19 protein-coding genes are annotated in these 20,855 nt (G+C 65.4%); 9 read left to right on the top strand and 10 right to left on the bottom strand.

Annotation, left to right across the window (positions count from 1 at the left end; translation table 11 throughout):
* Positions 1 to 216: 216 nt before the first annotated feature.
* From BRA1417_RS0134295 to BRA1417_RS0134275, 5 genes are all read right to left on the bottom strand, one after another.
* Positions 217 to 1,266 (bottom strand): ABC transporter substrate-binding protein, encoded by a 1,050-nt coding sequence (locus BRA1417_RS0134295; protein ID WP_027519672.1) that lies wholly within the window; start codon positions 1,264 to 1,266, stop codon positions 217 to 219.
* An 87-nt stretch (positions 1,267 to 1,353) separates the two neighbouring features.
* Positions 1,354 to 2,493, bottom strand: coding sequence for an ABC transporter ATP-binding protein (locus tag BRA1417_RS0134290; RefSeq protein WP_027519671.1), 1,140 nt, complete (start codon positions 2,491 to 2,493; stop codon positions 1,354 to 1,356).
* 135 nt (positions 2,494 to 2,628) lie between these two features.
* Positions 2,629 to 4,197, bottom strand: coding sequence for a DUF4403 family protein (locus BRA1417_RS0134285; protein ID WP_027519670.1), 1,569 nt, complete (start codon positions 4,195 to 4,197; stop codon positions 2,629 to 2,631).
* Positions 4,198 to 4,324: 127 nt separating this feature from the next.
* A complete protein-coding gene (locus tag BRA1417_RS0134280) occupies positions 4,325 to 4,963 on the bottom strand; it encodes a PQQ-binding-like beta-propeller repeat protein (protein ID WP_027519669.1) in 639 nt (212 codons plus the stop codon).
* Between the two features lie 30 nt (positions 4,964 to 4,993).
* The gene (locus BRA1417_RS0134275; RefSeq protein ID WP_027519668.1) at positions 4,994 to 6,214 is read right to left on the bottom strand and encodes a hypothetical protein; all 1,221 of its coding nucleotides are present in this window, start codon (positions 6,212 to 6,214) and stop codon (positions 4,994 to 4,996) included.
* A gap of 147 nt (positions 6,215 to 6,361) precedes the next feature.
* On the opposite strand from BRA1417_RS0134275, the gene BRA1417_RS0134270 reads away from it, so the two are divergent.
* Together BRA1417_RS0134270 and BRA1417_RS0134265 are read left to right on the top strand one after the other, a co-directional pair.
* On the top strand, positions 6,362 to 7,156 hold the full coding sequence (locus tag BRA1417_RS0134270; RefSeq protein WP_027519667.1) for a thioredoxin family protein: 795 nt from the start codon (positions 6,362 to 6,364) through the stop codon (positions 7,154 to 7,156).
* Positions 7,149 to 7,415 carry a hypothetical protein gene (locus BRA1417_RS0134265; RefSeq protein ID WP_027519666.1) on the top strand — a complete coding sequence of 89 codons (267 nt, stop codon included), beginning with the start codon at positions 7,149 to 7,151 and terminating at the stop codon, positions 7,413 to 7,415. The genes BRA1417_RS0134270 and BRA1417_RS0134265 overlap by 8 nt, the downstream gene beginning before the upstream one ends.
* Before the next feature lie 232 nt (positions 7,416 to 7,647).
* On the opposite strand, the gene BRA1417_RS0134260 is transcribed toward BRA1417_RS0134265, so the two are convergent.
* Together BRA1417_RS0134260 and BRA1417_RS0134255 are read right to left on the bottom strand one after the other, a co-directional pair.
* Positions 7,648 to 8,067, bottom strand: a complete 420-nt coding sequence (locus tag BRA1417_RS0134260) for a cytochrome c family protein (RefSeq protein ID WP_035969730.1) — start codon at positions 8,065 to 8,067, stop codon at positions 7,648 to 7,650.
* A gap of 113 nt (positions 8,068 to 8,180) precedes the next feature.
* Positions 8,181 to 8,888, bottom strand: coding sequence for a L,D-transpeptidase (locus tag BRA1417_RS0134255; protein WP_027519664.1), 708 nt, complete (start codon positions 8,886 to 8,888; stop codon positions 8,181 to 8,183).
* A 273-nt stretch (positions 8,889 to 9,161) separates the two neighbouring features.
* On the opposite strand from BRA1417_RS0134255, the gene BRA1417_RS0134250 reads away from it, so the two are divergent.
* The 3 genes from BRA1417_RS0134250 (at position 9,162) to BRA1417_RS0134240 (ending at position 11,713) form a co-directional block, all read left to right on the top strand.
* Complete coding sequence (locus BRA1417_RS0134250; protein WP_027519663.1) at positions 9,162 to 10,214, top strand: glycosyltransferase family 1 protein; 1,053 nt, start codon at positions 9,162 to 9,164, stop codon at positions 10,212 to 10,214.
* Positions 10,215 to 10,244: 30 nt separating this feature from the next.
* A complete protein-coding gene (locus BRA1417_RS0134245) occupies positions 10,245 to 10,934 on the top strand; it encodes a methyltransferase domain-containing protein (RefSeq protein WP_027519662.1) in 690 nt (229 codons plus the stop codon).
* A 119-nt stretch (positions 10,935 to 11,053) separates the two neighbouring features.
* Positions 11,054 to 11,713: a hypothetical protein gene (locus tag BRA1417_RS0134240; RefSeq protein ID WP_027519661.1), complete on the top strand. Its 660-nt coding sequence runs from the start codon at positions 11,054 to 11,056 to the stop codon at positions 11,711 to 11,713.
* 293 nt (positions 11,714 to 12,006) lie between these two features.
* On the opposite strand, the gene BRA1417_RS0134235 is transcribed toward BRA1417_RS0134240, so the two are convergent.
* Positions 12,007 to 13,671: an aminotransferase class III-fold pyridoxal phosphate-dependent enzyme gene (locus tag BRA1417_RS0134235; protein ID WP_027519660.1), complete on the bottom strand. Its 1,665-nt coding sequence runs from the start codon at positions 13,669 to 13,671 to the stop codon at positions 12,007 to 12,009.
* A 35-nt stretch (positions 13,672 to 13,706) separates the two neighbouring features.
* On the opposite strand from BRA1417_RS0134235, the gene asd reads away from it, so the two are divergent.
* Both asd and BRA1417_RS0134225 read left to right on the top strand, forming a co-directional pair.
* The gene (gene asd, locus BRA1417_RS0134230) at positions 13,707 to 14,570 is read left to right on the top strand and encodes an archaetidylserine decarboxylase (RefSeq protein ID WP_027519659.1); all 864 of its coding nucleotides are present in this window, start codon (positions 13,707 to 13,709) and stop codon (positions 14,568 to 14,570) included.
* A 67-nt stretch (positions 14,571 to 14,637) separates the two neighbouring features.
* Positions 14,638 to 15,204, top strand: a complete 567-nt coding sequence (locus BRA1417_RS0134225; RefSeq protein ID WP_027519658.1) for an NUDIX hydrolase — start codon at positions 14,638 to 14,640, stop codon at positions 15,202 to 15,204.
* Positions 15,205 to 15,412: 208 nt separating this feature from the next.
* On the opposite strand, the gene BRA1417_RS0134220 is transcribed toward BRA1417_RS0134225, so the two are convergent.
* Together BRA1417_RS0134220 and BRA1417_RS0134210 are read right to left on the bottom strand one after the other, a co-directional pair.
* Complete coding sequence (locus BRA1417_RS0134220; RefSeq protein WP_027519657.1) at positions 15,413 to 16,861, bottom strand: FecR domain-containing protein; 1,449 nt, start codon at positions 16,859 to 16,861, stop codon at positions 15,413 to 15,415.
* A gap of 345 nt (positions 16,862 to 17,206) precedes the next feature.
* A complete protein-coding gene (locus tag BRA1417_RS0134210) occupies positions 17,207 to 18,001 on the bottom strand; it encodes a DUF2147 domain-containing protein (RefSeq protein WP_027519655.1) in 795 nt (264 codons plus the stop codon).
* Between the two features lie 195 nt (positions 18,002 to 18,196).
* Between BRA1417_RS0134210 and BRA1417_RS0134205 the strand changes: the two genes are divergently transcribed.
* Entirely contained in the window at positions 18,197 to 19,042 is an 846-nt protein-coding gene (locus BRA1417_RS0134205) for a DUF2147 domain-containing protein (RefSeq protein WP_027519654.1), read from the top strand.
* A 305-nt stretch (positions 19,043 to 19,347) separates the two neighbouring features.
* Complete coding sequence (locus tag BRA1417_RS0134195; RefSeq protein WP_027519653.1) at positions 19,348 to 20,553, top strand: extensin family protein; 1,206 nt, start codon at positions 19,348 to 19,350, stop codon at positions 20,551 to 20,553.
* Positions 20,554 to 20,855: the final 302 nt, after the last annotated feature.

Below are 20,855 nucleotides of genomic sequence, written 5' to 3'. Positions count from 1 at the left end.
TTTTGGCTGTGGCAATCGCGTGCGGCCTTTCGGAGCGACCTGAGCAAGCGCCTCGTCCTTCGAGACGACCGCTTCGCGGTCTCCTCAGGATGAGGCTCTCCGAGGTCGCCGCCGCGCACGTCCTCATCCTGAGGAGCCCGCCCAAGGCGGGCGTCTCGAAGGATGGCCCCGACGAAACTGCTGCCAATGCGCTCTGCACGCCGGTTCGGCCGCGCGCTATTTCGCGGCCCATTTGTTGAAGCGCTCGGTCAGGCGGTCGATGTTCTCGAGCCAGAAGGCAACGTTGATCTCGACCGCATTCTTGATGTTGTCGGGCGCTGTCGGCAGGTCTTTTAGAACGGCGGGCGCGAGCAGGGCGGCTGCGTCCTTGTTCGAGGTGCCATAGGCAATGTTCTCCGACAGTTTCGACTGGTTCTCCGCTTTGCCGACGAAATCCAGGAACTTGTAGGCCGCGTCCTTGTTCGGGCTGCCTTTCAGGATCACCCAGGTGTCGATGGTGAAGAGGGCTCCGTCCCACACCATGCCGAAATTCTTCTTCTCGTTCTTGTTCGCAGTGTCGATGCGGCCATTGTAGACTGAGGTCATCGCCACCTCGCCGGAGGCGAGCAATTGCGGTGGCTGAGCGCCGGCTTTCCACCAGACGATGTCGCCCTTGATGGTGTCCAGCTTCTTGAAGGCGCGCTCGACGCCCTCGTCGGTCGCCAGCACCTTGTAGACGTCCTTTGGCGCGACGCCGTCGGCCATGAGGGCGATCTCCAGCGTGGTCTTCGGCCCCTGACGCAGGGCACGCTTGCCCGGGATCTTCTTGGTGTCGAAGAAGTCAGCCCAGCCTTTGGGAGCCTCTTTCAGCTTGTCCTTGTCGTAGCCGAGAACGAAATCGTAGAGGATGGCGCCGACGCCGCATGGATTGACTGCCGGTGGGATATAGGCGGTCTCGCCGCCGATCTTCGAATAGTCGAGCTTTTCAAACAGGCCTTCCTCGCAGCCAACCGCCAGTTCGTCGCTCTCGACCTGGACGACGTCCCATGTGGCGGCACCACCCTGCACCTTGGCGCGCAACACGCCGACGCCGCCGTCCCAGGACTCGTCGTTCATGGGCACACCGGCCGCTTTCTTGAACGGCTCGAAATAGACCTTCTTCTGGGCATCCTGATACGCGCCGCCCCACGACACGACGGTAAGGTCACGCGCCTGCGCGACCGTGGCCAGCGCCGCGCTGGCGGTGAGTGCGGCGGCGAAACCCAGGACAATCTTGCGCATCAGCATGGTCTTTGTTCCTTCTTCTTCACGTGAATTGCGTTGAGCTTGGTCGGTGCAGGTCCGCCCGCGTTGGCGAGATGCTGCATGGTTGAATCAGACGGGATCGAGGGCCAGGCAGTCCTCCGGGCGGAAGGTGATGAACACGTCATCGCCAGGTCTCAGGCTGTCAGCTCTTAAGCCGCCATGTCTAAGGCTGTCATGCGTCCCCGGCTGAAGCTTGACCATGAACTCCCTGTTGTCGGCGACGTCGAGCACGGCCAGCGCGTGGTCGCCGAGATAGATGGTGTTCTGCACCTTGGCCGGCAGTCGGTTCGGTTCGTCGCTGGAGGTGCCATCCGGGATAATGGCGATCCGCTCCGGCCGCACCGACAGCGAGGTCGATGCGCCCGCGCCTAATACGTTGACCGCGCGTGCGGTCACGGCGCCGCCGCCCGCCAGCGCAACGCGGCAATATTCCTTTTCAAGCGTCTCGACGGTGCCGGACAGCACGTTGTTCTCGCCGATGAAATGGGCGACGAAGCTGTTCACCGGATGCTCATACAGCGCGTCGGGCCTGTCGATCTGCTGCACGATGCCGTCGTTGAACACGGCGATGCGGTCCGACATGGTGAGCGCTTCACTTTGATCGTGGGTGACGTAGACGACGGTGATGCCCATCGTCTCGTGCAGTTGCTTGATCTCCAGTTGCATCTGCTCCCGCAGGCGCTTGTCCAGGGCGCCCAGCGGCTCGTCCATCAGCACGAGTTGCGGATTGAAAACCAGAGCGCGGGCCAGCGCCACGCGCTGCTGCTGACCGCCGGACAGCTGCCCGGGCCGCCGCTGCGCCAGGGTTTCCATCTTGATCATGCGCAATGCCGCTTTGACACGATCCTGCGCTTCGGCCTTGTTCGTGTTGCGGACGGAGAGCGGGAAGGCGATATTCTCCGCAATCGTCAGGTGCGGAAACAAGGCGTAGTTCTGGAAAACCATGCCGATATCGCGCTTGTGTGGCGGCACGTTCTTGATCGGCCGGTCCGCGAGGTAGATCTCGCCACGGGTCGGAACCTCGAAGCCGGCCAGCATCATCAGGGTGGTCGTCTTGCCCGAGCCCGACGGACCAAGCAGGGTGACGAACTCGCCCTTCTTGATGTCGAGATCGAGGTTCTTCACGACGAGGTGCTCGCCATCGTAGGTCTTCTGAATGCCGGAAAAGCGCACCAGCGCCGGCGCAGGCGTGACCATGCCGGCTTCCATGTCGTCCTCGCGTTATCAGCCACATTGCTGTCAGCACCTCGTTCGAGGGTGCGAGGAACAGCTTAACATCCTCCGACCAGATTGCCAGCGGCGTAAGCGACGACGCGCACGGAGCCGTCGAGGAAAGGGGGCGCGCTACATTCCCGACAGTTTCGTCACGGACACATTCAGCGAGCCGCCGGCTTCCGCGATCACGCGCAGCGTCTTGGAGTCGAAGGCGATATCGGCTAGCGTCAGGCTGTCGATCTTTGCATCGACCCTGACGCCGTCCTCGCTCTTCTGGTAGTCGGCGATCGCGGCGGCGATCTTCTCGCGTGCATTGGCGGCAATCGGCTTCAGATCGACCGTCGCTTTCTGCACCAGCGCCTGCTGCATCTGCGGCACCACCGCGCGTGCCGCGGCACCCAGCAGGCCGAAGGCCGCCTCTGATTCCACCGCGAGCTGGATGTCGGCGAGCCGCAGCGTCTGCTGTGCCTGGTCGAGCATCGGCCGGCCCCAGATGTGCATGGTCGCTTCGGCGCCGAGACCAAGCCAGCTCTTCTTCTCCTTGGCGCGCACCAGCAGCGAGATCAGGAGGCGCTCGCCGGACGGGATCACGTTGACGCTCTTGACGGTGACGTCCACGGGACCGGAGCCGTCCTCGGGATAGGTGTGGCCGACCATCTGCGCCGCGATCAGCTTGTTGATCTCGGTGAAGGGCACGTCGATGGGTACGCCGATGTTCACGCCGGTGCCGGTCGGCGGCACGATCGAGATCTTGTCGGGGAACGGGCAGTCGGGCTTGGTCGGCGTCGACGTGACGCGCGTCTCCGCTTCCAGGCCCAGCAGCAGGGTCACGGCCTGCGCGTCGACGCGCGGCTGTGCCGCGATGGCGCGGATCGGCTTCATCTCGAGCCAAAGCGGCGGCAGCGCGGCGGAAGACCCCGAGCCTTGCAGCGGGATCGAGCGGCAGGCCTTGGCCCATTGCAGCTTCGCGTTCTCCCGCAAGGTCGGATCGTTGCGCATGCGTTCGGAAACGGCGTTGATCTGTTCGCCGACGGTCTTGTCGATCAGCGGCTTCACCTGCGCGGGCACGTTGAGCTTGGCGCCCGAGACGTTGAGGTTGGTGTCGCCAAGATTGACCTGGGCCCCGAGATTGGGCTCGAGATGCCAGTTGGCCGCAATTTTCGGCCGCGAGGTGACGACGACGTTGCCCTTGATCTCGGCGCTGGCGTTCAAATTCTTGATGTTGACCGCGCCGATCTGTTTCGCGGCATTGCCGCCGAGCACGCTGCCGAGCGCCTCGCCGAGCGCGCCGGTGGCTTTCGACGAGAGCGAGCCCGTCACGTTCAGCTTGCCCGTGAGCGGCGTCGAGATCGTCAGCACGTCCCTGTCGCCGGCAGTTGCCATCGGCCCGCGTACGGCGGACCAGCCGATGTCGGCGTTCTCCAGGATTTGCGAAATCGGGTTCTCGGCCTTCCCGGCGAAATTGCGCGGAGCGGCCTTCTCGGCCTGCTCGCGGATCGCCGACAGCGCGATGGCGACCGGCGCCACCACGATCGAGCTCTTCGCGACCGGCGGCAGCGGCGGCAGTTGCGCGACCGGCGGTGCGGAATTCGTCGCCCGCGGCGACAGCCAGTCCATCGCCTTCAGGCTGATGAAAAACGACGCCGCGAGCACCGCGACGGCGATCAGGACAGTTTTCAAGTTCAGCGTCAGTCGCATCAATCCCCCAGGCCGCCCGGGCAGAAGTCTACAGGGCAGGCGAGGAGGGCGCTAGAGCCCACCGATGGGGTGGAATTGGGGCAAACATATTAACGGCTGCCGTTGCCGCGCATTCGTCCTTGCGTACCTAGCTGCGCTTCGGACGGCGCACCGCCCTCACATTGCCGCGATCTCCGCCACCGCAGAAGAAGCGGTCGCCGCCATCGGACTCCAATCCTGACACCATGGTCCCGGCGGGCAGGTCGAGCTGCTCCAGCACATTGCCCGTATCGGGATCGATCCGCCTGATGTCGCTGTCCTCGCCTTCCCAGGTGCCGTGCCAGAGCTCGCCGTCGACCCAGGTCACGCCGGTGACGAAGCGCTTGCTTTCGATGGTGCGGAGAACCTTTCCCGTCTGGGGATCGACCTGATGGATCTTGCGTTCCCGATACTGCCCGACCCAGAGCGAGCCTTCGGCCCAGGCCAATCCGGAATCGCCACCGCCGCCGGGTGCAGGGATGTTGGCGAGCACCTTGCCGGTCGCCGCGTCAATCTTCTGGATGCGGTCCTCGGCGATCTGAAACAGGTGACGGCCGTCGAAGGCCGTCCCCGCATGCGCGGCGACATCGATGGAGCGGGCGATCTTGCCGTCGGCCGGATCGACCGAGTTCAATCGGTCGCCGGACGCGAACCACACATGGGTGCCGTCATAGGTGACGCCGTGCACGGCTTCGACGCCCGCAAAGGGCCCGTATTCCCTGACGATCTCGGCGGCTGAACGTTTCATCTGCTCGGTCCCTGTGGTGTGAATCCCACCTTACGTCTTCAGGAGCGGTCCGGGGAGTAACAAGCCTGTCGGGAAACCCGGGACGGGCGGCGTCATCCAGCGCCGCGCCCGTCCGTGTCCGAAGGACTGCACCTTGTTCGATCGCGCCAGCTCTTCGAGGGCCCGCTGCACCGTGCGCGCGCTCGTTCCCAGCGCCAGCGCGAGCGCCGAGCTCGACCATGGCTCGCCGTCGGAGAGGAAGGCGAGCACATTGGCGTGCTTTTCCTCGACGGGGCGTGCCAGCACCAGAACCTGCGGCGTCTTGCGCGGCGTCAGCGCAAAACCTTGCCTGGTCGCGCTGACATCGGCGAGAGGCTTGAGCTTGGTGCGGAGCCGCCCGATTTCGACGCGCAGCCGGGCGCGATGCGATTCATCGACATGCCTTGCCTGAAACGCGCCCGTGATCAACGCTTCCCGCGAGACATCGGCGGGCCAGGCCTGCGCCAGGATGCGGGCGAGCGCGAACAGCACCGGCCGCCTTCCGAGCGGCACGAGGATGCAGCGCCTGCGAACCGCGTGATGGAACGTGTCCACCACGAGCGCCTCCGATGTCGCGAGGTCCTCGACCTCCTCGAGCAGCAACGACCGTTCGTGCCCGCGCGTGATCAGGCGCGCTGCGGGCGTGTCGAGCACGCGGCTCGTGCTTTCGACCTCGGCCGCAAGCGCGGGAATGCCGGCCTGCCGCGCAGCGCTCGCCGCGCGGTCGAGCGCTGCACGCGCGGCTTTCGTTCTGAGCCGCCTGATTGCGATACCGGCGATCACGAGTTCGCGGGCGACCTGAGAAGCCGGGGGCAGCGGCGTGGACTTGATCTCGGCCAGCGTGCGCTCGGCCTCGTCGGGGCGCCCGAGAAGGAGCAGTCGGCGCGCCTCGATGTGACCCGCATGGGCGGCGTTGGCGAGGTCACCGTGTCCTTCGAGCGTCGCCCGCGCGGCGGCGAGCGTTTTTGTCGGCCAGGTCAGGTCGCGCGAGACGAGCGCGATCTCGACTTCCGCCACCACGCATCTGGCGCGCGCGACCGCCTCTCTCGGGCCGAAAGCGCGTGCGGCGCTGCGCAGCAACGTCTTCGCCTTCGTGAGATCGCCGAGCTGCGCCATCGCGATGCCGCGCAGCGCCAGCGAAGGTGCATCGTTGCGCAGCGCAACGCGGTTCAGCGCGCCGAGCGGATCGCCGGCTTGGAGCGCGCGGGCCGCGGCCGTGATCAGCGACTCCATTCAAATCCCGCCACACTTGTTACTCCCACCACGCAACCGTCCGGTGCGAGAGATCGTTGACGGCCGACAATGTGCGGCGAGGGACGAGCGGTTCCGCATCTCGCATAGCGAGATACGGAACAGCCGCCCGGGAAAAGTTGGAGAGCCATGATGACATCAGCTGACAACGCAGGAAACCACGGACAGGCCGCCATGCAAACACCGCCGGTGGTGTCGCCGCAGGACTGGGAGGCCGCCCGTCAGCAACTGCTCGTGAAGGAAAAGGCGAATACCCGTGCCCGCGACGCCCTGGCCGCCGAGCGCCGGCGCATGCCGTGGATGGAAGTGACCAAAACCTATGCGTTCGAGGGGCCCGGCGGCAAGGTCAGTCTGCACGACCTGTTCCAGGGCCGGCGGCAACTGATCGTCTATCGCGCCTTCTTCGAGCCGGGCGTGTTCGGCTGGCCCGATCATGCCTGCCGCGGCTGCTCCATGGTGGCCGACCAGGTCGCCCATGTCGCGCACCTGAATGCCCGCGACACCACGTTGGTGTTCGCCTCGCGCGCACCGCAAACCGACATCAGCAGGCTGAAGCAGCGGATGGGCTGGACCATGCCATGGGTCACCGTCACCGACAGCTTCGATGCGGATTACGGCGTCGACGAATGGCACGGGACCAACGTGTTCTTCCGGGACGGGACGCGCATCTTCCGCACCTACTTCGTCAAGAGCCGCGGCGACGAGCAGATGGGCGGCACCTGGAATTATCTCGATATCACACCGCTGGGACGGCAGGAGGTCTGGGAGGATTCGCCGAAAGGCTATCCGCAAACGCCGACCTACAAATGGTGGAACTGGCACGACAGCTACACCGAAGGTGCGGCACCCGACAAGAAATGGGTCGAGATCTCGACCGCCGGCGAGAAGGCGTTTCGCGAGGAGGCGGCTGAAGGACGTGACTAGTCCCGTCAGCGCAACTGCCGGCGCGAGCCGCAACGGCGTGGTGGCCGCGCGCCACCTCGCCAGATGGCTCGGGCTGGCGGCGACGCCGACCTTCGCGATCATGGCCGTGCTGACGGCCATGCTCGATGGCCCGGCGGACATGCTGTGTGGCTCCGGCTCTATGCTAGGCGGGATGGTGCCGATGTATCTCTTGATGAGTGCGTTTCATTCAGCGGCGTGGCTGAGGTTGATTGCGGAGCGGTGGGGAAGGGCGGCGTAAGCAGTCCCGCGTGGTGCCCGCCTCGTCCTTCGAGACGCCCGCTCACGCGGGCTCCTCAGGATGAGGCTCAATAGGCATCCTGCGGGTTGCGGCAGGCATTTGTGGAGGTCTCTCTTCCAACGCGGAGCCTCACACTCAGTCCTCATCCTGAGGGCCCGCCGAAGGCGGGCGTCTCGAAGGATGGCCGCGGTCACCGACGCCCGGCGAAAACGGCCCGGCATCGATGACGTTGTTATTGCGCCCCCGCCGCCTGCAAGTAAGCAACGATCTTGCCGGCTTCCTCCGCCGAGACGCCGCCATAGGGCTGCATCTTGTTGCCGGATACAATCTCGTCCGGCTTGACCATGAAGCGGGTGAGCTTGTCCTGGTCCCAGACGAAGTCGGCTTCTTTCATCGACGAGGAATAGTTGTAGTTCGGCAGCGAGCCGGCTTTGCGTCCGACGATTTTATTGAGGTTGGGGCCCAGACGATTGTCGCCCTCTTTCACGGAGTGGCAGGTTCGGCAGGAATTGTTGAAGGCCTGCTGGGCTGCATCGCCGCTCGCCGGCTGCTGTGCGAGCGAAGCGGGCCCGGACAGCAGCAACGTCAGTGCGCTGGCGCCGACGATCGCACGCAGCCATGTGCCTTGCGGCGTTTGCGGACGTGATTGCATTCGCGCCTCCATCGGGGATCGCGCCGCAGCACGCGCGCGCATCGGGATGCCGAGGGCAAACGAAAACGGCCCCGGTGGGTTCCGGGGCCGTTTGCGTCACAATGTCCTGTCGCTTACCGCGTCGCGGCTCCGAGGTCGGCGCGGCGTTCCGTCATCGGCAGCACGATGACCTTGGTGCCGACGTTGACGCGGGAGTAGAGGTCCGAGACGTCGTCATTGGTCAGGCGGATGCAGCCGGAGGAGACCTGCTTGCCGATGGTCTCGGGCGCGTTGGTGCCGTGGATGCGGTAGATGGTGCCGCCGAGATACATGGCGCGGGCGCCGAGCGGATTTCCGGGGCCGCCGGCCATGTGGCGCGGCAAATAGGGCTGGCGGGCGATCATCTCCGGCGGCGGGGTCCACGCCGGCCACTCCGCCTTCCTGGTCACCGACTGCACGCCGGACCAAGTGAAACCGTCGCGGCCGACACCGATGCCGTAGCGTATCGCCTGGCCGTTGCCGAGCACGAGATAGAGGTAGGTGTTGGGCGTATCGATGATGATGGTGCCCGGCGCCTCACGCGTCGCATAGGAGACCGTCTGACGACGAAAGCGGGCCGGTGTTTCAATGACGTCCTGATCCTCGGACGGCGCGGCCTGATAGGGCGTGCCTTGATAGGGCTGGTACGGTTGCGGCGCTGCGATCGGCGGCAGCGGTTGGAAGAACGGGAAGAGCTGCACGGGCGCGGCCTTCGCCGGTCCGGCGAACGAGATCGCGGTGACAGCCACTGCGCCAAACGCAACGGCGCGCGAATAGGTCTTCAACGTCTCCAGATTGATCATTGGTCGCCCCTGTTTGCGCGGTGTTTCTCGGCCGCCCCGGCACCGTTCGGTGCTCTGTTGCGTAAATCACTAACCGCAAGAAGTTTCGGGACGTTTGCGCGGAAAACCGAAAACGGCTTCATGGCGGAAAGGATTGTTTCATGACGGTTTCGTGGCTGCGCGGACCCGTTAACGAACAAAACAGCGGGCCGACACTTCCATGACGTCACACGCCTGAAATATCCGTGGTTGATGGTCCAAAGCCGAGAATCATAAAAATCTCGGGATTTCCCCATGCGGGTATTAATCGCGACTGACGCCTGGCATCCGCAGGTCAACGGTGTGGTCCGGACGCTGACCTCGCTGGCTGCCGCGGCCAAGGCATTGGATGTCGAGATCGACTTCCTCACGCCGGACGGCTTTCGGTCGTGGCCGTTACCGACCTATCCGGGGCTGCGCATGGCGCTGCCGAGCGGCAAGGAGATTGCGCGGCGGATCGAGAAGGCGGCGCCGGAAGCGCTGCACATCGCGACCGAAGGGCCGGTCGGCTGGGCGGCGCGGGCCTATTGCCGCCGCAACCGGCTCGCCTTCACCACCTCCTACACCACGCGCTTTCCCGAATACGTCTCGGTGCGGACCGGCATTCCGGCTGCTGTCGGCTACGCCGTGCTGCGCCACTTCCACGATGCCGCCGCGATGACGATGGTGGCGACGCCCTCGCTGCGCCAGGAGCTGTCCGAGCGCGGCTTCAAGCGGCTCGGCTTCTGGACGCGCGGCGTCAATACCGAGCTGTTCCATCCGGACTCTCCGGCCAAGCTCGATTTGCCCGGGCCGATCTTCATGACGATGGGCCGCGTGGCGGTGGAGAAGAATCTCGAAGCGTTCCTGTCGCTCGACCTGCCCGGCAGCAAGGTCGTCATCGGCGACGGCCCGCAGAAGGCCGCGCTCGAAAAGAAATATCCCGACGCGGTCTTCCTCGGCGAGAAGAAGGGCGCGGATCTCACCGCGCATCTCGCCGCCGCCGGCGTGTTCGTGTTTCCGAGCCTGACCGACACGTTTGGCGTGGTGCAGCTCGAAGCGCTCGCCTGCGGCACGCCCGTGGCGGCGTTTCCGGTGACGGGTCCGAAGGACGTCATCGCCGATCATCCGATCGGCGCGATCGACCACGATCTGCGCGCCGCGTGCCTGCGCGCGCTCACCATGTCGCGCCAGACCTGCCGCAACTTCGCGCTGGAGCGCTCCTGGGAAAACAGCGCGCGCCAGTTCGTCGGCAACCTCACTTCACTTCAGCCCAGCCGTGCCTTGCGCGCCTCGCCGATCATGGCGCGTCGGCCGGTGCGCGGTTGATCCCGTTCGACCACAGCGAGAACCTCATCGATGGCTAAGATCATGAACCTTGACGGCAACCAGCAGCTCGACCTCACCCGTGGCACGGTCGAGCAGGCCTATGATCGTTGGGCACCGGTCTACGACCTCGTGTTCGGCGGCGTGTTCGCCAAGGGCCGGCAGGCCGCGATCGCGGCCACCAACAAGATCGGCGGCCGCGTGCTCGAGGTCGGCGTCGGGACCGGCATTTCGCTGCCACTCTACGCGCCGCATCTGCGCATCTTCGGCACCGACATCTCGGAGGCGATGCTCGACAAGGCACGTCAGCGCGTCACTGAGGGCGGCTTGAAGAATGTCGAGGGACTGGCAGTGATGGATGCCGAGAAGCTCGAATTCCCCGACAACTCCTTCGACGTCGTGATGGCGCAATACGTCGTCACGGCCGTGCCGAATCCGGAAGTCGCGCTCGACGAATTCGCCCGCGTGCTGCGCCCGGGCGGCGAGCTGATCATCCTCACCCGCGTCAGCGCCGATGCCGGCATGCGTCGCTTCATCGAGCAGAAGCTGCAGCCGGTGGTGCGTCCGCTCGGCTTCCGCACCGCCGAGTTCGCCTGGTCGCGTTATGCCAAATGGCTCGCCGGCGCCAACGGCATCGAACTCGCCGAGCGCCGCCTGATTCCGCCGCTCGGTCATTTCTCGCTGGTGCGCTTCCGCAAGATCGACGTCGCAAAAGCGGCGTAACCCAAGCTCACGCGTGCGTCACCGCGTCGCTGCACATCGTCACATGACAAAACGATGATGTCACACGGCCTACATCGAATCTCTGTAAATCCTGAACCCGAAAGCATTTGGGGGAGAGCATGATCAAGAACTATCTCGAGCAGCTGCGGATCCAGCGCTGGGACGACCATCGCTACTATCACCACAGCCGCATCAATCAGAGCCTGCACTTCGTCAGCGCGCTGAGCTTTCTGTTCGCCTATGTCTGGCTGTTCGTCGATCCCATGGTCTCCGCGCTGGTCGGGTGGCTGGTCTCGATGACCTCGCGCCAGGCCGGTCACTTCTTCTTCGAGCCGCACGGCTACGACCAGATCAACCAGGCGACGCACGAGCACAAGGAAGAGATCAAGGTCGGCTACAACCTTCGGCGCAAGGTGGTGCTGATGTCGATCTGGGCCCTGTCGCCGGTGGTGCTGCTGGTCGATCCCACGCTGTTCGGACTGTTCACGCCCTGGGCCGGCGCGACCGATTTCATGCGGCAGGTCGCCAAGATCTGGCTCGTCGTCGGCGGCGGCGGTCTGATGTTCCGCACGGTGCACCTGTTCTTCATCCGCGATGTCGAAACCGGCCTCGTCTGGATGACGAAGATCCTAACCGACCCCTTCCACGATCTGATGCTCTACCGCAACGCGCCGCTGGCGCTGATGCGCGGCGAGCTGATGGACCCCGGCCTGCACCTCAAGCCCGAGCACACGCTGGGCCTGATCGGCGAGCCCACGCTCGAAGAGCGGCACGCCTGAGCGCGCTTTTCTCACAAGATACTCCGATGTCGATTGGCTACGTCATGCCCGGGCTTGTCCCGGGCGTCCACGTCTTGGGAGCCGCGAAAGCGGTGCTTCCTTCACCTCTCCCCGCGTGCGGGGAGAGGTCGGATTTGCGTGTCACGCAAATTCGGGTGAGGGGGGCTCTCCGCGAGTCCAGCTCTCACCGTGATTGCGGAAGCAGCCCCTTACCCCAACCCTCTCCCCGCGAAGAACGGGGAGAGGGAGAGGAGAGGCTGTGCCCCGGACTGACCGTGGTGGAAGGAAGAACCTCAGCGCTCGAAGCGCTTGGCCAGCATCTCTTTCAGGATCTGCCGCTTGATGCTCTTGTTGGTGAGGACGCCATCGTGCCACCAGAAACCGTCGGCCTTCATCTTCTCGGCCGCGCGGACGAAACGCTCGGCGACTTCGGTGAAATCGGCATCCGTGTAGTTCAGGCTGAAGATCAGCCGGCCGGTGCCGACCCAGCTCAAGGACAGGCCTTCGGCGCGCAAATAATATTGCAGCATCCAGTTGTAGCGGGACGGCGTGGTGTATTTCACCGTCCAGATCGACGAGAAGTTGGCAAACCGCACCGGCAGGTCGGCGTCGATCATCATCCGGTTGAGCTTTTCCGCGCGGCCGTTCCAGGTCTCGTCCAATCCGTCATAGATGGCGCGAAAGTTCGGGCTGGCGAGCCGACTCAAGAACTCATCCATCGCCGTCATGACATAGGGGTGCGAGTTGAACGTGCCGCGGGCGAAGCAGACGTCGGCGGGGCGGTCGTCGTTGAAGCGGCGCATCAGCTCGCGTCTGCCGCAGACCACGCCAACCGGCAGGCCGCCGGCGAGGCTCTTGCCGTAGGTCACCATGTCGGCGCGGACGCCGAAATACTCCTGGGCGCCGCCTGCGGCGAGGCGGAAGCCGACGAAGACCTCGTCGAAGATCAGCACGATGCCGCGTTGGTCGCAGACCTCGCGCAGCTTCTTGAGCCATTCGGTGTAGGCCGCGCGATCGAAATTGCCGCCGCGGGAGGAATCGACCAGCGCGGAATCGCCGGGCGCGTTGCCGTTCGGATGCAGCCCTTGCAGCGGGTTGATCAGCACGCAGGCGATGTCCTTGCGGGTGCGCAGCACGTGCAGCGTCTGCTCCGACATCTCGGCGAGGGTGTAGGTCTCGTGCGCGGGAATCGGATTGCCGACGCCGGGCTGCACGTCGCCCCACCAGCCGTGATAGGCGCCAGCGAAACGGACGAGATGGGTGCGCCTGGTGTGGTAGCGCGCGAGCCGTACCGCCTGCATCACGGCTTCGGTGCCGGACATGTGGAAGGACACTTCGTCGAGGCCCGAGATCTGGCAGAGCCGCGCCACGTTATCGAGGATGACGGGATGGTAGGGTCCGAGCACCGGTCCGAGCGCGTGCGCGCGCTTCTCGGAGCCCTCGATGCACTCCTTGTAGAAGTCGTTGCCGAAGATGTTGACGCCGTAGGACCCGGTGAGGTCATAGGAGGTGTTGCCGTCGACATCCGTGACGGTGACGCCGCGCGAGGACTCCACGAAGGTCGAGGTGCCCAGATGCTCGCGAACGAGACGCGAGAACTGGAACGGCACGCGGTAAGTTTCGGTGAAGTGCAGGTCGGAGATCTTTTCCGCCGCGTCCTTCGTCATCGCGCGGCCCTTGGGGTAGCGCTCGGCGTAGAAGCTTGCGAGGCGGAAGAAGCCGTCCTTGCGCTGCGTTGCGACGTTCGCCGGCGCGCCGTCACAGGCGAAGTACGCATCGCCTTCGAATTCGTAGAACGGGAGCAGCTTTGCCACCCGGCGCGACATCTTGGAGTGTCCGGCGAGCGAGCGGTGCTTGGCGCGGGACAATTCGATCCGCGCCTTGATCTTCGGGAAGGCGGCGGCAGCAGACGCTGCGGCGGCCACGGACAAAGAAAGAATCGGGAGTGTCGTTTCCATGACAACAAGCGCTAATACTGCGAGCTGACAGATTCATGACAGTCAAAGCCCTCATCGCCTCTTTCACCCAGCAGGAAGACCTCAACTTCCTGTTGACCAACCGCATTCCCCGCGCGGCCCTGACCCGCTTCATGGGCTGGTTCTCCAAGATCGAGAATCCGCTGGTGCGGGACGGCTCCATCGCGCTGTGGAAACTGTTCTCCGACCTCGATCTGTCGGAGGCGCGCAAGACCCATTTCAGGAGTCTGCACGACTGCTTCACCCGGGAACTCAAGCCCGGCCTGCGACCCTTTGATCCGGACTCCTCCATCGTCGCCAGCCCGTCCGACGGCATCGTCGGCGCCCATGGCCGGATCGCCGACACCGAGCTGTTCCAGGTCAAGGGCGCGCCGTACTCGCTGCTCGATCTGCTCGGAGACTCGGTGCTGGTCGACCAGCACCGCAACGGCTCCTTCGTCACGCTGCGGCTGACCTCGAGCATGTATCACCGCTTCCACGCGCCCTTTGACGCGCATATCGAGCGCGTCACGTTGATCCATGGCGACGTCTGGAACGTCAACCCGATCGCGCTGAAGCGGGTCGAGCGTCTGTTTTGCAAGAATGAGCGCGCGGTGATCCGCACGCATTTGTCCACCGGCGAAGCCGTGACGCTTGTGCCGGTCGCCGCGATCCTGGTCGCGAGCATCCGGTTGCACTTCCTCGACATGGTGCTGAACGCGCAGACAAGGGGGCCGGTCAATTTTCCCTGCGACGTCAACGTGAGCAAGGGCGAGGAGCTCGGCTGGTTCGAGCATGGCTCGACCATCATCATGCTCGCGCCCGGCGATTTCACCTTCTGCGACGGCATCGCCGAAGGCACGCGCATTCGCGCCGGTCAAGCGCTGCTGAGAAAAAACTAGCCTTCAATCTGCCGCGTCGGCCGCCTATATCGTTCGTGGGGACGTTTCTACGGCGACGGATCGGGTGATGGCGCGGGCGCCGGTCATGGCGGCGGGTGGTATTGTGCTGCGGCGAGGTGCGCCGCCGCTGATTGCCGTCGTGCGCCAGCGCAAGCGCAACGAATGGGTTTTGCCCAAGGGCAAGCTCGACGACGGCGAGACGCCGAGAGAAGCCGCGCATCGCGAGGTGCTGGAAGAGACCGGCCACGAAGTCGCCATCCACGAATTTCTGGGCACGCTCGTCTATCAGTCCGGTGGCCGCTCCAAGGTCGTGCATTTCTGGCGCATGGAGGCCGGGGACGGTCCGGTCCGCAAGCTGATGAACGACATCAAGGCGGTCGACTGGCTGACGCTGGAAGACGCGCTCGCGCGCCTGTCGCGCGAGTACGAGCGCGTGTTCCTGACCCAGGTTGGCCCGATCGCGCTCGCGGCGGCGGGGCTTGCGCCGGCGGATGCCGACGTCACACCACCGCTCGCAGCCAACGATGTGGATGCAGCCTTGCAGACGTTGACGCCAGCCGAAGCGGCTTCGGTCGACGAAATGCCACATGGCCTGCTGCAGAAGGTGAGAGCGTGGTTACGCGGCGAGGCGTGAGGTCGCGCGCCGGTGCTCGGGCATTTATCCGCGCGTGAGTGCGGTTGTGGAAGCGCCAGCTCCCTCGAATTCGTTATTGCGAGCGCAGCGAAGCAATCCAGAATCTTTCCACGGAGAAACTCTGGATTGCTTCGCTGCGCTCGCAATGACGTAGGAGAGAGCGGTGCTCACCTGGCACTATCGTGCGGAAGCGACCGCCGCACGCACGTCACCGCCGCTCCTTCTCCTTCGGAACTGGCGCTGGCCTTCGCGGCGCTGCGGGGCGTTGTGCGGCGGGGAGGCGCTGCTGGAATCCGCCCGGGCGCTGCAGGCCCGGCTGTTGAGCGGCGGGCGGTTGGCCGGTTTGCATGCCGGTGCGCGGCAGTTGCGGCTGCGGGCCGGACTGCTGTTGCGCTCCACCCGGCTGCGGCGGCGCGACTCCGCCGGGCTGCGTCGGACTCCGTCCACCGCGTCCCGGCCGGGTTTGCGGGGTGCCGTCAGGCTGCGTGCCTTGCCCGGTGCGCGGCGTACCTGCCGGTCGCCGAGCGCCTTGCTGTTGCTGACCCTGACCCGCGCGCGGCGTGCCTGTTTGCACTGCGTCGCCTTGGCTCGGCGCTTGACCCTGCCGCTGCGGCGGCTGGCTGCCTTCACGGCTTGGCGTGCCTGGCTGTTGCTGGCCTGGACGGTTGTTCTGACCGGGCTGACCGTTCGGCCGCTGGGGCTGTTGCGGCTGTTGTCCTGGCGCCGTGTTCGGCCGCAATTGCTGCTGTTGCGGCGGCTGGAACGGCCGCGGAATGCGCGGGCTCGCGGCCGGATTGGCGCGGCGGAAGTCGCGCTGCTCGGTGACGATCTGCCGGCCCGTGGTCTGCGCCAGATGCACCTGGCTGACGAAGCCGCGGTCGCGCGCGATCTGCTGTGCGGGAATCGTGATCGGCACCGCGGCAAAGCGCATGACGCCGGCCGCGGCTGCGCCCGGCCGGATCGCAAAACCGCTCGCGCCTTGCGTCAGCGCGCCGAGCCGCGTCCCGCTCGTGCGGTCGTCGACGTCGATGTGTCCGACCCGGCCGTCGGCGTCGGGATAGAGCTTGATGTTGACGTTGTTGGTCTTGTTCGCGGCCGCGCCTTCCGGCACGTCGACGACGCCGGTGGTGCCGCGGATACCGAGCGTCGCCGTCGGCGTCGTGATCTTCATGTCGCCGGTCCTTGCCACCGCCGCCGCGACGAAGGCGACCGTGCCCTTGCCGATGTCGAAAATGCCTGCGTTGTGCTTGCCGCCGTCCTCATAGACGTAAGTGTCGATGGTGATCTTCGTGCTGGCGGAGAGGTTGAACGTGGTCGCGTCGTCGAAGGTGATGCCGAGCGAGGAGTTCGACGAAGTCTGCACGACGTCGTTGAGATAGATGTCGTCGCGCACCCGCAGCGGATAGGAATTCTTGTCGCGGATCACGGTCGCGATGCCCGTCACCGTCGCGACGTTACCGATCGGCTCGACGGCGGCGGGCTGCGCCTCGGTCGCGGGAGCGGGTGAAGCCGATGGCGTCGGCGAGGGGGCGGGCGACGGCCGCGCTTCTGGCTGCGCCTGCGCAAGCTCGATCGCATCGGATGCGAACGCAACCCTGGCGCCGGCCGGCAACGCCAGCAGCACAAGCGCGAACATCAAGCGGCGCCAGGCCACGATAAAAGTCACGAGGAGGTCCCGGTGAGAAACGCGAGGTGAGATCGACCGATATCATCCTGATGCAGGTGAATGGCGGATGAATGTCTATGGCACGGCGGCGGTGAACGTTCAAACCAAACTCTTTCCCCTCATGGTGAGGAGCGCGCCCTTGCGCGCGTGGCGGACGATGCTGCGCATCGCCGCGAGAACCATGCAGGCCCGCTCGCGATCCCGGGCCTCGCCCTTCGAGACGCCTGCTTCGCAGGCTCCTCAGGGTGAGGGGATAAACTGAGACCGTCGCGCATGATCCCGGGTCGATGCTTCGCATCGCCCGGGATGACGATAGAATGGGACGATGGTGGTGCGTCAGCTCACGCGCTTCCAGGTCTGGCCGCCGCAGAACATGCCGCCGAAGGCGCAACCCTGCACACGCATTGCATTCGGGCCCTTCATCGCGATTGTCGAGTCGTAGTTGCGGCCGGAGTCGGGATCGTGGATGCGGCCGCTCCACTTCGCGCCGTCGGGCTTCATGTTGATCAGGATGCGCTCGTTGGTCTTCGCGGCGTAACCGCAGAGATTGACGCCGCACTGTTCGACGCGGACATTGCCCTTGTTCTCTTCGGTGGCCCAGACGCCGATCGGCGTGTTAGCGGCCGCAACAGGCGCGGCGGCGACCGGAGCCGGAGCGGGGGCCGGCGCAACCGCGACCGGCGCGGGCGCAGCAGCGGGAGCGGGAGCCGCAACGGGCGCGGTCTGCGTCGTGGCGTCGTAGCCGACGGACGGAGCAGCGGCAACCGTTGTCGCCGGAGCCGCGATAGCGGGCGCTGCCGGCGCGGTCGCCTGCACCGGGGCCTGCTGCACAGGCTGCTGCTGCACCGGAGCCGGCGCCGGCTGCGCGGTCGTGGCCGGAGCCGGCGTGGTGTCGACGTCGTCGTCCTTGGAGCTGGAGCCAAGGCCCTTGAGGTTGATGTTGTTCAGCTTGATCGGCTTGTCCGACAGGCCCGGCGCCACGATGGTCACGCAATTGAGCGAGGCGCAGTTGCGCGGCGTCTCGATGCGGATGTTCTGGCCTTCGATCTGGAACGAGATCGCATTGCCGGCATGCGCGGCGGCGGTGGACGCGAGGAAGAGGGCGGTGGCGGCGATGGTGAGCTTGTTCATGACAACCTCCGAAGAATGTGTGGGTCCCGATGGGACTGAAGTCGCGGGTGGATGAAACGTGGTTCGACCCTACGCCGGGCTGGTCGGACCTTCTGTGATAGACGTCACAACGGCTCACCGCCGCTGGGTGACGCAGCGCACATTCGGCCGCGATTCCATCCGCGTAACGTCGTCGCCACACAGAGGGAGGCGCCGATGATGCGGCTTGTGACTTCGCTTGGCACATTGATCGCGCTGCTGGCGATTGCGCCCGCAGCCGAGGCCGGCTCCTACGCGTTCTCGATCGGCGGTCATCGATTCCGGGTCGAGTCGCCCAGGAATTGCCGATCGGCTTCCTGTGTCTCGGTTTCCTCCCATCGCAGCTTTCGGCCGGACGTCGATACGACACCGGCGCCGGTGCTTCCGCCGCCGCAACCGCTCTATCCCGTGGCTCCGGTCACGCCGGCGCCAGCCATTGCGGTCGCGCCTCCACTGGCGCCGGCGGCTCCTGTCCTTGCCTCGACGACGTCGCAGCCAGTTGTCCTGCCGCCGCCGGCGCCAAGCTCCAATCCGCCACGGGTCGAGCTACCGCGGACGGATCCGCCGAAGACCGTCGCGCTCGATCCGCCGCGCATGAAGGCACCTGTCGTCTCGCCGAGGCCGGAGCTCGAGCAGGCCGTGACGAGCCCTGAGCGCAGCGACGACGAACTCGCCTATTTGCCGCTCGGCGAATGGGAGAGCGCAGGCGCCAAGGGCACGGTTCGCATCGAACGCTGCGGTCCTGCACTGTGCGGCTTCGCGCTGACCGAAGCATCGACCAGGGGCGAGAGCGTGCTCGTCAACATGAAGCCGAAAACACACGACGTCTGGACCGGCAACATCTACAGCCGCTCCAGCGGCAGCACCTATTATGCGACCATGACGCTGAAGAGCTCTGGCAAGCTCCACGTCGAAGCCTGCGCTCTGGGCCACTTCTGGTGTTCCGGAAACGACTGGACGCGAGCCGAAGAGCGGCCGCAGGAGCTGATCACGACGTCGCGGCAGTGGAGCGCGCGGTCGTAAGGGGAACGTTCGATACCTCCGGCTGAAACCGCTAGATCATGCCGAGCACGATAGCGCCGACAAAGGCCATGGCGAGGTACGCGGTGATAACGCTCAGTCTCCCGGCGAACGTCATGAGGTCGCTCCCGCTGTCGCGCCGCCTTGCGCGAGAGGATCATGGTTAACAGAAAGTCTCTTTCCGAAAAAGTCAGCCTTGCTGTCACTCGTCACCGGCAGGAACGGCTGCTGGCGCGGGCTGACATGGTTAAAGAACACTGAAATCACACGTTGAAGAGTCTTTAAGTAAATTCACCGAACGTGCGTGCATGACGCGCGGAGTTCGTTTGTATCTCGTCGGCTCCATCGTCCTTGTTTCGTTAGCGGGTTGCGGACGCGGCGTCTTCCAGGCCGAACGTGAACCGTGGCGGGCCGAGGCCGAAGCCGCATGCCTGAAATCAGGCGCGGTGAAAGAAGGGCCGGATCTCGTCCGCATCGACCCGATCTCCGGGCCGGGCATGTGCGGCGCGGAGTTTCCGCTCAAGGTCGCCGCCCTCGGCGAAGGCTCGAGCAGCTACGGCTTTGCCGATGAGGATTTGCGTCCGCCCGGGAGCATCGGCAACCAGCCGCGCTGGCCGGTGACGCAGCCACGATCGAATTACCCGCAAAGCCAGAACTATCCGGCATCGTCCTATCCGCAACGCTCAAACTATCCCGAGAGCGCGGTGCGCCAGCCCTCCGGCTATGGCGCTTCCCCTGGTCCGATGCCATTGAACGCGCCCGGCGTGGCTCAGCAGGAAGACGAGATCGACCTGCCGCCCGAGGGTACCGATGCCGCGGGCGCGTCGCGCTACATGAATGCGCCGAGCTATCCGGCACGGCCGGCGCCTTATTCGCAGGCGCCCGCGCAGCAACCGCTGCCGCGCCTCGGTCCGGCACAGGGCAATCCCGTCACCGCCGTCGGCCCTGTTGCGATCAAGCCGGTTGCGACGCTGGCCTGTCCGATCGTGTCCGAACTCGACCGCTGGCTTGCCGACACCGTACAGCCCTCGGCGATGCGCTGGTTCGGAACCCGCGTCGCGGAGATCAAGCAGATCTCCGCCTATTCCTGCCGCGGCATGAACGGCAATTCGCATGCCCATATTTCCGAGCACGCCTTCGGCAATGCGCTCGACATCGCCGCCTTCGTGCTCGCCGACGGCCGCCGCGTCACCGTGAAGGATGGCTGGCGCGGCATGCCGGAAGAGCAGGGATTCCTGCGCGACGTGCAGTCGGGCGCCTGCGTGCATTTCACCACGGTGCTGGCGCCGGGCTCGAACGTCTATCATTACGATCACATCCACGTCGATCTGATGCGTCGCGCCAGCCGCCGGCTGATCTGCCAGCCCGCCGCCGTCTCCGGCGAAGAGGTCGCCGCGCGGGCGGGCGGGCGCAATCCCTATGCGAATGCGCGCGAACCCTCCGTGACCGGCTCGCTGGGGACGCGCAAGAGCATGGCGCGAAAACACGAAGAGGACGAGTACGCCGACGATTGAGGATTGCGCACCATCCGTAGCCGGGATGGAGCGAAGCGCAATCAGGGGAAGGCGTTCCCGCATTCCGCTTCGCTCCATGCGGGCTACGACCCCACGCCGGCCGGCCTCGCGCTGAGCCTTGCCTGTTCAGCCGGCGTCGCGTCTTCGGCAGAGCGCATCTCGGGCGCAAAAATTTGCGCACGCGCAAATCTCGCCTAAGCCATTGAAGCCAGAAAGACAATTCTGCCGCCGCGGGGTTTTCCAGCAGTTGGCACGGTCGCTGCGATGAGGAGGCTGCCACGAAGCGGCGCAGCCGGCGCCGT

This window comes from Bradyrhizobium sp. WSM1417 (assembly GCF_000515415.1).
Classification (GTDB): Bacteria; Pseudomonadota; Alphaproteobacteria; order Rhizobiales; family Xanthobacteraceae; genus Bradyrhizobium.
Note: the sequence above shows the minus strand (reverse complement) of the source record. Positions and strands in the feature narration are given on the sequence as shown.